Origin of the sequence: Companilactobacillus sp. HBUAS59699, from assembly GCF_036913575.1 — a bacterium.
GTDB lineage: Bacteria > Bacillota > Bacilli > Lactobacillales > Lactobacillaceae > Companilactobacillus.
The window spans coordinates 179,629-193,578 of record NZ_JAYKTV010000001.1; the positions used below are offsets into that span (position 1 = coordinate 179,629).

At 36.2% G+C, this 13,950-nt stretch carries 17 protein-coding genes and 1 other annotated feature; of the genes, 16 read left to right on the top strand and 1 reads right to left on the bottom strand.

All coding sequences use genetic code 11. The annotated features are described in order from the left end of the window. Window positions 1–2: 2 nt before the first annotated feature. The 13 genes from U8519_RS00970 (at window position 3) to recN (ending at window position 10,084) form a co-directional block, all read left to right on the top strand. Entirely contained in the window at window positions 3–1,580 is a 1,578-nt protein-coding gene (locus U8519_RS00970; RefSeq protein WP_334328464.1) for a hypothetical protein, read from the top strand. A gap of 44 nt (window positions 1,581–1,624) precedes the next feature. After that, window positions 1,625–1,691 (top strand) — a sequence feature (ribosomal protein L21 leader region). 10 nt (window positions 1,692–1,701) lie between these two features. Next, the gene (gene rplU, locus U8519_RS00975; protein ID WP_025024022.1) at window positions 1,702–2,013 is read left to right on the top strand and encodes a 50S ribosomal protein L21; all 312 of its coding nucleotides are present in this window, start codon (window positions 1,702–1,704) and stop codon (window positions 2,011–2,013) included. 2 nt (window positions 2,014–2,015) lie between these two features. Beyond that, complete coding sequence (locus tag U8519_RS00980) at window positions 2,016–2,360, top strand: ribosomal-processing cysteine protease Prp (RefSeq protein WP_334328465.1); 345 nt, start codon at window positions 2,016–2,018, stop codon at window positions 2,358–2,360. Window positions 2,361–2,373: 13 nt separating this feature from the next. Next, window positions 2,374–2,646, top strand: a complete 273-nt coding sequence (gene rpmA / locus U8519_RS00985; protein ID WP_125590314.1) for a 50S ribosomal protein L27 — start codon at window positions 2,374–2,376, stop codon at window positions 2,644–2,646. Window positions 2,647–2,786: 140 nt separating this feature from the next. Beyond that, window positions 2,787–3,350: an elongation factor P gene (efp, locus tag U8519_RS00990; RefSeq protein WP_334328466.1), complete on the top strand. Its 564-nt coding sequence runs from the start codon at window positions 2,787–2,789 to the stop codon at window positions 3,348–3,350. Window positions 3,351–3,373: 23 nt separating this feature from the next. Next, the gene (locus tag U8519_RS00995) at window positions 3,374–3,793 is read left to right on the top strand and encodes an Asp23/Gls24 family envelope stress response protein (RefSeq protein ID WP_334328467.1); all 420 of its coding nucleotides are present in this window, start codon (window positions 3,374–3,376) and stop codon (window positions 3,791–3,793) included. A gap of 5 nt (window positions 3,794–3,798) precedes the next feature. Then, on the top strand, window positions 3,799–4,206 hold the full coding sequence (gene nusB, locus U8519_RS01000; protein ID WP_334328468.1) for a transcription antitermination factor NusB: 408 nt from the start codon (window positions 3,799–3,801) through the stop codon (window positions 4,204–4,206). Between the two features lie 41 nt (window positions 4,207–4,247). After that, complete coding sequence (locus tag U8519_RS01005; RefSeq protein WP_334328469.1) at window positions 4,248–5,114, top strand: bifunctional 5,10-methylenetetrahydrofolate dehydrogenase/5,10-methenyltetrahydrofolate cyclohydrolase; 867 nt, start codon at window positions 4,248–4,250, stop codon at window positions 5,112–5,114. Beyond that, window positions 5,098–6,450 carry an exodeoxyribonuclease VII large subunit gene (xseA, locus tag U8519_RS01010; RefSeq protein WP_334328470.1) on the top strand — a complete coding sequence of 451 codons (1,353 nt, stop codon included), beginning with the start codon at window positions 5,098–5,100 and terminating at the stop codon, window positions 6,448–6,450. Before U8519_RS01005 ends, xseA begins: the two co-directional genes overlap by 17 nt. Then, complete coding sequence (locus U8519_RS01015) at window positions 6,450–6,689, top strand: exodeoxyribonuclease VII small subunit (protein ID WP_334328471.1); 240 nt, start codon at window positions 6,450–6,452, stop codon at window positions 6,687–6,689. The genes xseA and U8519_RS01015 overlap by 1 nt, the downstream gene beginning before the upstream one ends. 2 nt (window positions 6,690–6,691) lie before the next feature. After that, entirely contained in the window at window positions 6,692–7,540 is an 849-nt protein-coding gene (locus U8519_RS01020; protein WP_334328472.1) for a polyprenyl synthetase family protein, read from the top strand. Then, on the top strand, window positions 7,541–8,374 hold the full coding sequence (locus tag U8519_RS01025) for a TlyA family RNA methyltransferase (protein ID WP_334328473.1): 834 nt from the start codon (window positions 7,541–7,543) through the stop codon (window positions 8,372–8,374). It abuts the gene before it with no gap. Window positions 8,375–8,386: 12 nt separating this feature from the next. Continuing rightward, window positions 8,387–10,084, top strand: coding sequence for a DNA repair protein RecN (gene recN / locus U8519_RS01030; protein WP_334328474.1), 1,698 nt, complete (start codon window positions 8,387–8,389; stop codon window positions 10,082–10,084). Here the strand turns inward: recN and U8519_RS01035 are convergent. Further along, window positions 10,076–10,399 carry a hypothetical protein gene (locus tag U8519_RS01035; protein WP_334328475.1) on the bottom strand — a complete coding sequence of 108 codons (324 nt, stop codon included), beginning with the start codon at window positions 10,397–10,399 and terminating at the stop codon, window positions 10,076–10,078. The two genes, recN and U8519_RS01035, sit on opposite strands and share 9 nt — an antisense overlap. 176 nt (window positions 10,400–10,575) lie before the next feature. Here U8519_RS01035 and gmk point away from each other — a divergent pair, with 176 nt between their 5' ends. From gmk to priA, 3 genes are all read left to right on the top strand, one after another. Continuing rightward, window positions 10,576–11,187, top strand: a complete 612-nt coding sequence (gmk, locus tag U8519_RS01040; protein WP_125565096.1) for a guanylate kinase — start codon at window positions 10,576–10,578, stop codon at window positions 11,185–11,187. Window positions 11,188–11,191: 4 nt separating this feature from the next. Then, the gene (rpoZ, locus tag U8519_RS01045; RefSeq protein ID WP_334328476.1) at window positions 11,192–11,446 is read left to right on the top strand and encodes a DNA-directed RNA polymerase subunit omega; all 255 of its coding nucleotides are present in this window, start codon (window positions 11,192–11,194) and stop codon (window positions 11,444–11,446) included. 81 nt (window positions 11,447–11,527) lie between these two features. Beyond that, window positions 11,528–13,942: a primosomal protein N' gene (gene priA / locus U8519_RS01050; RefSeq protein ID WP_334328477.1), complete on the top strand. Its 2,415-nt coding sequence runs from the start codon at window positions 11,528–11,530 to the stop codon at window positions 13,940–13,942. Window positions 13,943–13,950: the final 8 nt, after the last annotated feature.

Below are 13,950 nucleotides of genomic sequence, written 5' to 3' on the forward strand. Positions count from 1 at the left end.
AAATGTCCAGTTTAACGTGGAAAAGAATAATTTTAAGTTCTACATTTATCGTTTTAAGTGTCTTGTATACATTTTTATTAGTGGCTCATGGAAGCGTCAATTGGAATTTGATGTTTGATCTCGAACGAATAAAAAGTTTAGGTAATATTTTTATTTCACCTACAAATTTTAACTTTTGGAATCATTCGGCAAGTCCAGTTAATTTGTTTATGCCTTGGTTGACCCTATTGCCGTTTTGGCCGTTGTTTCAAATTGGAAATTCAACAGTGAGTTATGTTTTGCTGATTTTTATTGTTAATTTATTGACTTTTATTAGTGCCTATTATTTTTGTGACAAATTATTTAAAGACACGCTTCAATCTTTTTTATTTTCAATAATTTATACATTATCACTGACACGATTCAACTTGTTATCTGATAATAATATATCCAGCTACTTGGTATTGATCTTCTTACCGATGACTTTTTATGGATTATTCCAAATGATCGAAGGAGAGTTTAATCACTGGCCAGTTTTTGGCTTAGGGATGTCATTAATAGCTCTGACCACTCCATGGATGGCACTTAGTGTCGGCTTTATTTCAGTTTTGATGATTTGTTCAGCTGTAATTTTTAAAGCAAGTCATCATTGGAAGTATTGGGGGATGATGTTACTTACTAGTGTGGAAGCACTTCTAATGGTAGTGATTTCTACATTGGGGTATACATTACCAATGTTGGAACAAAATAATTTTACTCAAGACAAAATCAAATCGGCATTTATTGAAATAAGCAAATTTGATTTTCAAAACTATTACAAGAGTGCTCAAAATAAATATTTATTGATGCTGTCAGTATTTTTGATACTGGCAATTGTGGTTTTGTACTTTTTAAGTAGTCACATTTCCATTAAAGTTTCAATTTTAGGAATTGTATTTTCAGGTATGCTTTCAACTGATTTGCTTCCCTGGAAATCTTTTAATGAATTTGATTTTACAAAAGTTACTTTTTATTTTTGGTTAGTTTGTATTTTTTTGATTTGTTTATTTGTGAGTTATGTTTTGTCAAAAATAACTGAACACAAGTCGTCTTTGTTAAAATTGGCAATTTTATTATTAACGGCAATTGTGAGTTGCTGGTCAGTTTATGTCAGCACTACAAATCTGCCTAATGGGAATCTTTTGAAGAGTGATTATTCTAATGTTACCGATTCGATCCATTCCCCAACCAAAGCATCTAAATTGAATTTCGGTGAATTTATCATAAACGGTAAGCCTGACAAACTATCAGTACAGGCGGATATGAATTCATATGAATTCAAGTACTATGCGCCTAAGTCGGCTACGATTGATGTGCCGGTGATTGCCTACAATAATCGAACAGTTCAAATCAATAATGAGAGTGTTAGTTCGAATGTCTCTGATAGAGGGACTGTCAAAATAAAGACGCAACCTGGCGCTAATATGGTCCAGATCAATTATCACTATACCAATGTAGCTAAGGTGTCACTTGTCATCAGTGCCATCGGATTTTTAGTTTTATGTTGGTTGATTTTGAATAATGGGAGATGGACTATTAGAAAAATTGTTTATAATGGTTGAAAAAGATTGTGATATTTGCTATATTTTATTAGTTGCAATCACTATTGCATCTACAACCGCTCAAAATTAGGTTTAAGCTTCGGCACCTAACTGGCGAGTCTTAGAAAGGAGTGTACACACTATGTACGCAATTATTAAAACTGGTGGTAAGCAATATAAGGTTGAAGAAAATGACTCAATCTTTATTGAAAAACTTGATGTTAAAGAAGGAGACGCTGTTACATTTGACGATGTAATTCTTGTTTCTGACGGAGACAGTGTTAAAGTTGGAGATCCTGTAGTAAAGGGTGCTTCAGTTACAGGTAAAGTTGAAAAACAAGGTAAGGACAAGAAAGTTGTTACTTACAAATACAAACCTAAGAAGCATTCACATACTAAGACAGGTCACCGCCAACCATATACTAAGGTACTTATCGACAGTATCAAAGGTTAATTATGATTAGAGCAAGTTTTCACCAGAATGACAAACAACAGATTGATTCATTTCTGATTAAAGGACATGCTGATTCAGGACCTTATGGTCAAGATTTGGTTTGTGCAGCTGTTTCGGCAGTAACAATTGGAACAATCAACAATCTGGAGAAGCTTACTAAGGCCAGTCCTCAGGTTGTTCTTGATGAGGTCAACGGTGGCCACTTAGGCTGTCGCTTTGATGAAGAAGTATCTCATGATACTGCTTTATTATTGGATAATTTATTTTATATTCTCAAGGATATTCAAGATAGTTATCCAAAGAACATTAATGTTCAAACTACAAATAAAATTATAGATCTTGCTTAAGGAGGTAAATCTCATGCTTAAAATGAATTTACAATTTTTCTCTCACCATAAGGGTGGTGGATCAACTTCTAACGGCCGTGACTCAGCTGGTCGTAGATTAGGTGCAAAACGCGCTGACGGACAATCAGTTCTAACTGGTGGTATTATCTACAGACAACGTGGAACTAAGATTCATCCTGGTGAAGGCGTTGGCCGTGGTGGCGACGATACATTGTTCGCACTTAAAGATGGCGTTGTTAAGTTTGAAAGACTTGGCAAAGATAGAAAGAAAGTTTCAGTATACTAATTCTTATATCTTACTTAAAAAGAGGACATTGTCCTCTTTTTTTTATATAATTATCTAGAAATATTGCCATTAATAGTGAAATATTGGTAAGATAATATGTAAAGTGTTTTTTAACGATTAATTAATCGAGGAGAGTAAAAATGTCAATTTCAGTAAATGATTTTAAAAATGGTTTGACTATTGAAGTTAAAGACGGAATTTGGCGTGTTATTGAATTCCAACACGTTAAGCCAGGTAAGGGTAGTGCCTTCGTTCGTTCTAAGTTAAAGAACTTGAGAACAGGTGCTGTTCAAGAAATGACTTTCAGATCAACTGCCAAAGTTGAAAAAGCTACAATTGATAACAAGAAGATGCAATATCTATATGCTGATGGTACTAACCACGTATTCATGGATACTTCTACTTATGAACAATTGTCACTTCCAGCAGATGAGATTCAAGAACAATTGAAATATCTAAAGGAAAACATGGAAGTTAATGTTTTGATGTATGGTGGTGAGACACTTGGTGTTGACCTTCCTAATACAGTTGACTTGAAAGTTGCTTCAACAGAAGCTTCAATCAAAGGTGACACACAATCAGGTGGTTCAAAACCAGCTACTATGGAAACAGGTGTTGTTGTTCAAGTACCATTCTTCGTTAACGAAGGTGATATGCTAACAATCAACACACAAGATGGTACATATATTTCACGTGCCAACTAATTTTTGATTATGGAGATAAGTTTATGGCTGAACAAAAATATGTTTCTCTACAACAAGATAGTGGAAAAGTAAAAGGTAACGTTGAAATCTCACATCAAGTTATTGAGATTCTCTTGGGCATCGCTACAAACCAAGTAGATGGTGTCTATGAAATGCGCGGTACTCTTTCTAACCGAATTGATTCACTTTTTGGTAGAATCAATCATGGCAAGGGTGTTGACGTAGTTTTTGATGATGATAAGATTTCTGCAGATGTATTCGTCTATTTAGAATATGGCGTATCAATTCCAAAGGTATCGTTAGAAATTCAAAAATCAGCCATTGAACAACTTGAATTCATGACCGATTTAGCACTAAAAGAAATCAACGTACATGTTGTAGGTTTAATCGCTAAGAAAGAATCTGGCGAAGTAGAACGTGTAACAACGGATAAAAAGGAATAATACAAGTGGGTATAAATAGACATGAGATAAGAGAACTTGCTGTTCAAACTCTTTTTTCCATTGAGACTACTAAAGATGATTCAGACACAGCTATTGCGTCAGTGATGGAACTGTCAGACTTAGCGGAACAAGATGTGCCTGATTATTTGAACTTCTTAGTTTCTGGAACCATTGAAAAGCAAGATGAATTGGATACAAAAATATCCAAATATTTAAAGAATAAGTGGACTATCGGACGTTTGTCACGAATTGATCGTGCAATTTTGCGTGTCGGTTTGTTTGAAATGGAAAATAGTCTCGAAGTTCCAAAGAAAGTTGCAATCGATGAAGCCATCGAATTAGCCGGTGAGTTCGGCGATAAAGATTCAAAGGCTTTCATAAATGGAATTCTATCTAACTTTGTTGAAGGGTAAAGGCTGGTCTTTTGGACCAGTCTTTTTATATGGTGAAATAAATGAAATTATTAGACGGAAAAATAGTAGCTAGTGCATTAGATGAGTCAATGGGTAAGCGTGTTGACGCCTTAAAAAAACAAAATATTACGCCAGGATTAGCGGTAATATTAGTTGGAGACAATGGTGCCAGTTCAGTATATGTGAGAAATAAGAAACGCCGTGCAGAAAAGTTAGGCTTTAATTTCCAATTGATTCATTATGAAGAAACTGTAACTGAAACTGAGATATTAAATAAAATTGATGAATTAAATCATGATGATAATATAGATGGATTTATAGTACAATTACCTTTACCGGATCAAATTGATGAAGAAAAAGTTATTCAGGCAATTGATCCTAAAAAAGACGTTGATGGATTCTCTCCAGTTAACGTTGGTAATTTATGGATCGGCGATTCAACAATTAAGCCAGCAACAGCAGATGGAATCATTAAGATGTTGGATTATTATCACGTCCCATTAAAGGGAAAGAATGCTGTTGTAATTGGTAGAAGTAATATTGTAGGTAAGCCAGTAGCTGCCTTACTATTGGAACGTAATGCTACAGTTACGATCGCACATATCTTTACTAAGAATCTTCCAGCTATTGCCAGTCAGGCGGATGTCCTTGTTGTAGCTATTGGTGACCCACGCTTTATTGACAGTAAGTACATCAAGGAAGGTGCTGTTGTTGTCGATGTAGGGATGAATCATGACGAGAATGGCAAGTTGTGTGGAGATGTGGACTTTGATGATGTAAAAGATAAAGTTAGCATGATTTCACCAGTTCCTGGTGGTGTAGGGCCAATGACTATTACTTCTCTTATGGATATGACAATTGTGTTAGCCGAAGAAAGAGCAAAAAGAACAAATGGATCAGAAGAATAATTCTCAATATTTAACTGTTACTGCATTAACTCAGTATTTAAAACGTAAATTTGACGTTGATCCATATTTGGGTCACGTTTATTTGATGGGTGAAATTTCAAATTTCAGACCACGTCCTAATTCCCATCAATATTTTTCATTAAAAGATAATAAAGCCAAAATTTCAGCGATCATGTTTAAATCAGCCTTTAGTAAAGTTAAGTTTGTACCTGAGGAAGGTATGAAGGTACTTGTAAAGGGTAGAATCTCTCTGTATGAGCCTAGCGGTTCATATCAGATATATGTGGATTCGATGGAACCAGATGGCTTAGGTGCGCTTTATTTGGCTTTGGAGCAGTTGAAGAAAAAACTTGCTCAACAAGGTGTGTTTGATTTGCCCAAGAAGGAAATACCTAAATTTCCTAAGAGAATTGCTATTGTGACAAGTCAGTCAGGAGCCGTGATCCACGATATTATGACGACAGTGGAGAGACGCTATCCAATAGTTCAATTAGTCTTGTTTCCCGCCCAAGTTCAAGGTGATGAAGCAGCGAAAACAATCGTTAGTCAAATCAAGCGTATCAATGAAATGGGTAATTTTGATACAATTATTATTGGTCGTGGTGGTGGATCGATTGAAGATCTATGGCCATTTAACGAGGAGATCGTTGCTCAGGCAATCGTCTCTAGTCAAATTCCAATTATTTCGTCAGTCGGACATGAGACTGACACAACTATTGCTGATATGGTAGCTGATTTAAGGGCTGCCACACCAACTGCTGCTGCCGAATTAGCTACGCCAGTATTGCGTGATACGTTATTACATCTACAGGATCTTAATAGTCGGATGTATAATGCACAGGGTAAGATTATTCAAAATTACCGTGATCAAGTCGATCACTATGCTAAAAATGGATATTTACAACATCCAGAGCGAATCTATCAGGTTTATATTCAAAAATCCGATATATTATCACAACGATTACAGCAATCTATGTCAGAACAAATTAATTCAGCTAAGCAAGAGTTGTATGATAAAGAGAATCGATTAGTGAGAAACTCACCACGTGAACAGATACATTATTTCGATACGACGGTGAATAACCTTACTCAAAAAATGCTGACTTCTATTCGTCAGATAATAAATAATAATAAAAATATATTTGGCAGCAAGGTTGGAGCATTGGATTCGTTGAGCCCGTTAAAGACCTTGAGTCGTGGGTATGCAATTCCAACTGACAAGAATAACAAAATACTGAAGAGTACCGCTGATTACCAGCAAGGCAAAGAAGTTGATTTGAAAGTGGTTGACGGTACTGTTACGTTGATTACTAAGGAAATAAGCGAGGATAAATAATGGCTGAAAAGAAAAAAACTTTTGAGGACAATTTGGCGGATTTAGAAGAAATCGTTACAAACCTTGAAGCAGGAAATGTTCCATTGGAAGAAGCAATGGAAAAATTCAAAAAAGGTGTTGCACTAAGCAAAAGCCTAGAAAAAACATTGAATAATGCTGAAAATACCGTTACAAAGATTATGCAACAAGACGGATCAGAAGAAGATTTAACTGACGATAAGACTGAAGGTAAGGATTAGTCATGGAGATAAAAGATTTTAAAAAATTTCATGAAAAAGTGTTACCTGAATTTAATGATTTTTTAACTACCAAAATAACTTCAGAAATCAAGCAACCTACACTTCGTGATGCGATGTTGTATTCTGTCAATGCTGGCGGTAAACGAGTACGTCCAATATTGATGCTCGCCGTAGTATATTCTTGTGGAGTGAAGCTCGAGGACTTACACAAGTATTATGATATTGCTGGAGCAATTGAGTTGATCCATACATATTCATTGATCCACGATGATTTGCCAGAAATGGATAACGATGATTATCGTCGTGGTAAATTATCTAACCACAAGAAATTTGGCGTTGGACCAGCGGTTTTAGCTGGAGACGGATTATTGACTCAAGCTTTTTATTGGATCGCTAAGTCTAGTCTTGATACAAGCAAACGCATGGCAGCAGTGAGAATTTTGGCTCATAATGCCGGTCCTATGGGGATGGTTGCTGGTCAAATGACCGATATAACCAAAGAAGACCGTCAATTGAATGAAGAAGAATTGACTGATTTGCATCGCCAAAAGACGGCAGACCTGATTGTCGCAGCCATTACGATCGGTGCTTTTTGTGCAGACCATAGTTTATCAACTAATTTGGTTGATTACGCTAATAAAGTTGGCTTGGCCTTTCAAGTTAAGGATGACTTAGATGACTTTGGCAGTGTTGAAGATGCTGACAAGAATACCTTTCCCAATTTAATTGGAAAAGATGCTACTGAGGATAGATTACGTAATTTAGTTAAAGATGCATTGAATGCAGTATTAAAAGAAGAAAAATTTGATAAAAATTTGATGGTAAGTTTTTTGGATTATTTTAAGGATTAGGTGAAAAGATTGGCAAAAAAAAGGGTAGATGTTTTATTAGTCGAACAAAATTTATTTGAATCACGTGAACAAGCAAAGCGATCGATTATGGCTGGAGAAGTGTATAACCAAGATAATTTGCGCTTTGATAAACCAGGTGAAAAAATCGATCCTGATACGATTCTTCATGTTGTCCAAGGTGCTCACAGCAAGTATGTTAGTCGTGGCGGATATAAGCTGGAAAAAGCCTTAGAATCTTTTGGTATTGATTTAAAAGATAAAATTTGTTTAGATATCGGTTCGTCAACTGGTGGATTTACTGATGTCGCATTACAAAATGGGGCAAAGTTAGTTTATGCACTCGACGTTGGCTATAATCAGCTAGCATGGAAGCTTAGAAGTGATGATAGGGTAGTTGTAATGGAACGTGTGAATTTCCGTTACAGCAAGCCGGAAGACTTCCATGAGGGGCTGCCACAATTTGCGATGACTGATGTTTCATTTATCTCTTTAGAGTTGATCTTGCCACCAATGTTCAATATTATTTTGCCAGGTTCAGAAGCTGCCTGTTTGATCAAGCCACAATTTGAAGCTGGACCAGAAAATGTTGGAAAGCACGGAATCGTTAGAGACCATAAAGTTCACAAGATGGTATTGGAGAAGATTTTGGACTTTGCCAAAGAAACAGGTTTTATTGTTAAAGGATTGGATTTCTCACCTATTAAAGGTGGAGAAGGTAATATTGAATTTTTGATGCATATCCAGAAACCAGAGACAGAGCAAGAAGGCGAAATCTTAGACAGTGTATCTATTAGTGATACGATGGAAGCTGCTTATTCAAGTTTGAACAAATAGGTGAAAATATAAATGCTGAAAGAATTGATAATTAATAATTTTGCTATTATTAACGAATTACAAATTGATTTCAAAAATGGTATGACGGCTTTGACTGGTGAAACTGGTGCCGGTAAGTCGATCATTATCGATGCATTAGGATTACTAGTCGGAAGCCGTTCTTCTGTTGACTTTATTCGAACAGGTCAAGATAGTCTCAAAGTACAGGGTTTATTTGAAGTTAGTTCAAGTAGTCCTGTTTTTGCTATTTTGGATAAGTACGGTATAGATCATACGGACAAGTCAATTATTATTAAGCGAGAGATCAATCGTAAGGGACGTAATGTTTGTCGTTTAAATGAAGAATTGGTCAATACGACGACTTTAAAAGAAATTGGTAAATATTTAGTTGAGATCCATGGTCAGAATCAGCAACAAGAACTATTGGATGAAGATAATCATATAGATATACTTGATCGATTTGCTGACGATAAATTACTAAAACTCTTGAATCAATATCATGAGTTATTTGATGAATATCAAACAAAAAAAGCTAGACTTCGCGCAATCCAAAAGGATTCACAAAATCTGGCTCAAAGAATAGATATGCTCAAATTTCAAACTGAAGAGATAGATAGTACTCAAATAAAGCAAGGCGAAGATGATGAGCTTGAAGATGAAAAAAATCATCTAGCTAATTTTGAAAAAATAAGTGAGGCACTGCAAGAAAGTTATCGTACACTCTCAGAGAACAATATTGGTGTAGTTGATGCACTGGGAAACGTTCGTGACCAGTTAGATGATATAAGTGGTTACGATAAAGTTTACAAGGAACTGTATGATTCAATCAATGGCGCCTATTATCAAATTCAAGATGATATGTCGACTATTTCTGATCAACTGGATGGCTTGGATTTTGATGAGAATAGATTGGACGAAATTCAAAAGCGCTTGATTGCCTTAGATAACTTGAAGAAAAAATATGGTCCAACTTTGGATGAAGTCATTCAATTCGGTATTGATGCCCATGATGAGTTATCAAAAATTGATATTGATGATTCTACTGAAGCTAAGCTGGAACAAGATATTCAGGATATACAAGATCAGTTGATGAAGCTTGGTAAACAGTTATCCGATGAACGTCATCAAGTAGCCACTGGACTGGAAAAGTCCATCAATTACCAGTTGAAAGAATTGTATATGAAGAACGCTCGGTTTGATGTTGGTTTTAAAACCTTGGATGAAGATTCATTAACAGAAAAGGGTATAGATCAAGTTAGATTTAATTTAAAAACCAATGTCGGAGAAGATTTCAAACCTTTAGCAAAAGTGGCCTCTGGTGGTGAACTATCACGTGTCATTCTAGCGTTTGAAGCAATTATTGCTGAAAAAATGAATGTTGAAACCATAATCTTTGATGAGATCGACACTGGTGTAAGTGGTCGAGTCGCTCAAGCAATTGGGGACAAGATTTATCGAGTATCACAAGCGGTTCAAGTACTATGTATTACTCATTTACCACAAGTGGCAGCTATGAGTGATCGTCAATTCCAGATCGAAAAAAAGACCATTAAGAACAAAACTTCTACTTCAGTTTCGTTGCTTAATGATCACGAGCGAGTTGATGCAATATCATTGATGCTTGCTGGTACCAAGGTAACAGATCTTACTAAAGAACATGCACAAGAATTACTTGAATTAGCGCAAGGCGAGCAAAAGAGATTAGATTAAGTTGATCGACTTGATTTGGCTTAATTCGACGATCTTAAAAAATGAATTATTTACTTTGAGAATATATTTATTTTGATTGATTCGTTTAATCAGCTTGCCATGAAACTGTTCATCGTTTACCATAGTTACAATAATAGAATATTGTTTTTGAAGACTTTGTCTAGCAAAGATATCGAGTTGCTTAAGAGGCATTTGCTTGAGATGGGTTGCTACTTCACCAAGTTTGAAGTCAAAATTTCTGTCAATAAAAGTGGCAGTATTACTAATGATGGCTTTGGCTAATGTGTTGTTAATGTGTGATTGTTTTACTTGCATATTTGGAAACCCCCGAACACTTGTTTGTGTCTCTATTATACGAACCCTTGTTCGTTTAAGCAACTATATTTTAATTTTTCTTAATTTATTTTTCTTTCGAATGGGCCAAAGTCTTGAAAACACAGTAAATCTATTGCATTATAGATATCATAATATAGATAAGTAGGGATAGTTAAATGTCAACAAGGGGAATGTTAATCGTATTGTCAGGTCCTTCCGGTGTGGGTAAAGGAACTGTTAGAAAAGCTATGTTAAAGAAGTCATCAATTAGATTTGATTATTCAGTTTCGATGACCACTCGTAATATGCGACCTGGAGAAGTCGATGGGGTCGATTATTATTTCCGAACAAATGAAGAGTTTGAAGAAGAAATCAAAAATGGCGGCATGTTGGAATATGCTAAATATGTTGACCATTATTATGGAACACCATTAAAATATGTTAATGAAAAATTAGATGCCGGTATCGATGTCTTGTTAGAAATCGAAGTTAACGGTGCAATGCAAGTTCGTGAGAAGATGCCCGATGGTGTATTTGTATTCTTAACACCACCTGATCTTCCTAGTTTGCGTCGCCGTATTACACATCGTGGAACAGACGATATTAAGACGATCGACAAGCGTATGGAACAAGCCAAAAAAGAAATTGAAATGATGTCAAACTATGACTATGCCGTAGTTAATGATAAAATACCTAATGCAGTCAAAAAAATTGAAGGTATAATTAGAAGTGAACACTTAAGAGTGCCACGTGTAATTGACAAATATAAAAAAATAATAGGAGAATGATAATATGATTATTTATCCATCAATCGATAAGTTATTAGACAGAGTGGACTCACGTTACTCACTAGCTGTATTGGCAGCTAAGAGAGCTCATGAACTAGAGAATGGTGACATTGAATTGTTGAGCAAGTATGAATCACCAAGAACTATTGGTAAAGCATTCGAAGAAATTGCTGATGACAAAATTGAAATCGATCCTAACTCAATCCTTCTTGAAAAAGAAGCCGAAAAAGTTGAAGAAGAGAAAAAAGAAGAAGAATAGATATTTATTTCCTTCACTGATTGTCGACAAGATGATGGTGAAGGATTTTTTATTATGAGATTAATTAGGTGGTGAGAAGTTATGTCAGTCGCAGAGGTCGTCGTTGATGTTCCAACGATGCAAACTAATAGACCGTTTGAATATGCAATACCTGAACAACTGGGAGACGTCGTTGTTCCAGGGATGAGAGTCGAAGTTTCCTTTGGTCGTGGTAAGAGAAAAGTTCAAGGCTTTGTTATGAAGGTAAAAGATAGTAGTAGCTTCTCCGGCAAACTCAAGCCGATCGATCGGGTAATTGATCTGCGACCCGTATTGACATCAGAAATGCTGGATTTGTCTTACTGGTTAGCTGATCAAACTTATTCATTTCAAATATCTTGTTTGCAGACAATGCTTCCTAGTGTCATGAGAGCCAAGTATAAGCAATTTGTGGAAGCAAAAGACGATTACGTTGACGATGATGAAGTTAGAAGTTTATTGGGTGACAGTGAATCTCTAGAGATAACTTCACAAATAACCGATGAGACGATTCAATTGATCAATAGACTACGTCGTCAAAACAAAATAGAAATAAATTATGTAGTAGAAAATCAAGCAAAGCAATTACAACGTCAGGCAGTTATGACAGAATTGAATCCAATTCAATTACGTGAGAAGAGAAGTGGATTACGCGCTAATGCTAAGGCTCAATTGAAGTTAGTCAATTATTTGATAGATAATTTAGACAAGTTACCTGTTGAGATGAGTGTGTTAGAAAATGACGAAGACATTGGACGTTCAGCTATTAAAACAGCTGAAAAAAATGGTATTTTAAAGATCATCGAAGTTACTAAGCGCAGAAAGCCAGTCGGTATTACGCCAGAAAAAACTACTAAATTGAAATTGACTGTTGAACAACAAGATGCAGTAGATCAGATCACAAATAGTATTGATGAATCAAAAGCTGAGACATTTTTGATCGAAGGAGTAACCGGTAGTGGTAAGACCGAGGTTTACCTGCAATCTATTGAACAAGCTTTGAATCAAGGCCGTTCGGCCTTGATGTTAGTGCCTGAAATATCATTGACGCCACAGATGGTCAATCGAGTTACGGGTAGATTCGGTAACAAGGTTGCGGTTCTACATAGTGGTTTATCAAGTGGTGAGCGTTATGACGAATGGACTAGAATTGAAAATGGCAGTGTTCAAGTTGTCGTCGGAGCTCGCAGTGCTGTCTTTGCACCATTGAAGAATATAGGTTTGATCATCATAGATGAGGAACATGAGGCTAGTTATAAGCAAGATGATAATCCTCGTTATCACGCTAGGGATGTAGCACTGTGGCGTGCTAAGCAGCATAAGTGTCCAGTGGTTCTAGGAAGTGCAACGCCTAGTCTAGAGTCGAGAGCACGAGCACAAAAGGGTGTCTATCATCTGATATATATGAAGAAACGTGTCAATGATCATCCTCTTCCACATGTCCAAATTATTGATATGCGTGATGCCGAGAATTCAGCCGCTAAGGGTGATATTTCACCGTTATTACAAGATAATTTATATCGAGCCGTAAAGCGTGGTGAGCAGGCAATTGTATTGCTCAATCGTCGAGGTTACTCTTCATTCATGATGTGTCGTGAGTGTGGATTCACACTGAAGTGCCCTAATTGTGATGTTTCATTGACATACCATAAAGATCTTTCACGGATGAAATGTCATTACTGCGGACATGAAGAACCAGTTCCGACTACTTGTCCTAATTGTAAGAGCAACAAAATAGGCTTTTATGGGACGGGTACACAGAATATTGAACGTCAATTGAATGAATTATTACCTCAAGCAAGAGTCTTGAGAATGGACGTTGATACTACACGTCGAAAGGGTGCACATGCTAAAATTATAAAGGCGTTTGGTGAACACAAAGCGGATATCTTGTTAGGAACGCAAATGATTGCTAAAGGACTAGATTTTCCAGATGTTACATTAGTTGGAGTGATCAATGCTGATACTACTTTGAGTATCTCCGATTATCGGGCAAGTGAGAGAACGTTCCAATTGTTAACTCAAGTTAGTGGTCGTGCCGGTCGTGCTGATAAAGAAGGACATGTTATTATTCAAACCTTCAATCCTGATCACTATGCCATCAAAGACGCAGCTGTGCAGGACTATGAAACATTTTATAAACAAGAGATGTATTTGAGACATCAGTCGAATTACACACCGTATTATTTCACTACTTTAGTGAGTGTAGCGCATAAGGAGGAAGGACAGGCACTCAAGCAAAGTTATTGGATCAAGCGTCAGTTGCAGGGTGCTTTGTCAGATCATTCTATTCTGTTGGGACCAAGTCCAACAATGATTTCTCGTAAACAAAATAAATATTATTACCAAGTTATTGTAAAATATAAGAATGAGCCACAATTGCATCAAAAATTGCTGGATATTTTAAACGATACTCAAGCAGATGCTAAAAAAGGTTTTACTATTGCAATCGATAATGAGCCACAACATATCGATTAGTGTTAATA

What these genes read in the sequence shown, in the direction of transcription:
- rplU (WP_025024022.1), top strand. Translation starts at nt 1,702, where the DNA reads ATGTACGCAATTATTAAAACTGGTGGTAAGCAATATAAGGTTGAAGAA.
- U8519_RS00970 (WP_334328464.1), top strand. Translation starts at nt 3, where the DNA reads ATGTCCAGTTTAACGTGGAAAAGAATAATTTTAAGTTCTACATTTATC.
- U8519_RS00980 (WP_334328465.1), top strand. Translation starts at nt 2,016, where the DNA reads ATGATTAGAGCAAGTTTTCACCAGAATGACAAACAACAGATTGATTCA.
- rpoZ (WP_334328476.1), top strand. Translation starts at nt 11,192, where the DNA reads ATGATTATTTATCCATCAATCGATAAGTTATTAGACAGAGTGGACTCA.
- U8519_RS01015 (WP_334328471.1), top strand. Translation starts at nt 6,450, where the DNA reads ATGGCTGAAAAGAAAAAAACTTTTGAGGACAATTTGGCGGATTTAGAA.
- U8519_RS01035 (WP_334328475.1), bottom strand. Translation starts at nt 10,399, where the DNA reads ATGCAAGTAAAACAATCACACATTAACAACACATTAGCCAAAGCCATC.
- recN (WP_334328474.1), top strand. Translation starts at nt 8,387, where the DNA reads ATGCTGAAAGAATTGATAATTAATAATTTTGCTATTATTAACGAATTA.
- rpmA (WP_125590314.1), top strand. Translation starts at nt 2,374, where the DNA reads ATGCTTAAAATGAATTTACAATTTTTCTCTCACCATAAGGGTGGTGGA.
- efp (WP_334328466.1), top strand. Translation starts at nt 2,787, where the DNA reads ATGTCAATTTCAGTAAATGATTTTAAAAATGGTTTGACTATTGAAGTT.
- gmk (WP_125565096.1), top strand. Translation starts at nt 10,576, where the DNA reads ATGTCAACAAGGGGAATGTTAATCGTATTGTCAGGTCCTTCCGGTGTG.
- U8519_RS01020 (WP_334328472.1), top strand. Translation starts at nt 6,692, where the DNA reads ATGGAGATAAAAGATTTTAAAAAATTTCATGAAAAAGTGTTACCTGAA.
- xseA (WP_334328470.1), top strand. Translation starts at nt 5,098, where the DNA reads ATGGATCAGAAGAATAATTCTCAATATTTAACTGTTACTGCATTAACT.
- priA (WP_334328477.1), top strand. Translation starts at nt 11,528, where the DNA reads ATGTCAGTCGCAGAGGTCGTCGTTGATGTTCCAACGATGCAAACTAAT.
- U8519_RS01005 (WP_334328469.1), top strand. Translation starts at nt 4,248, where the DNA reads ATGAAATTATTAGACGGAAAAATAGTAGCTAGTGCATTAGATGAGTCA.
- U8519_RS00995 (WP_334328467.1), top strand. Translation starts at nt 3,374, where the DNA reads ATGGCTGAACAAAAATATGTTTCTCTACAACAAGATAGTGGAAAAGTA.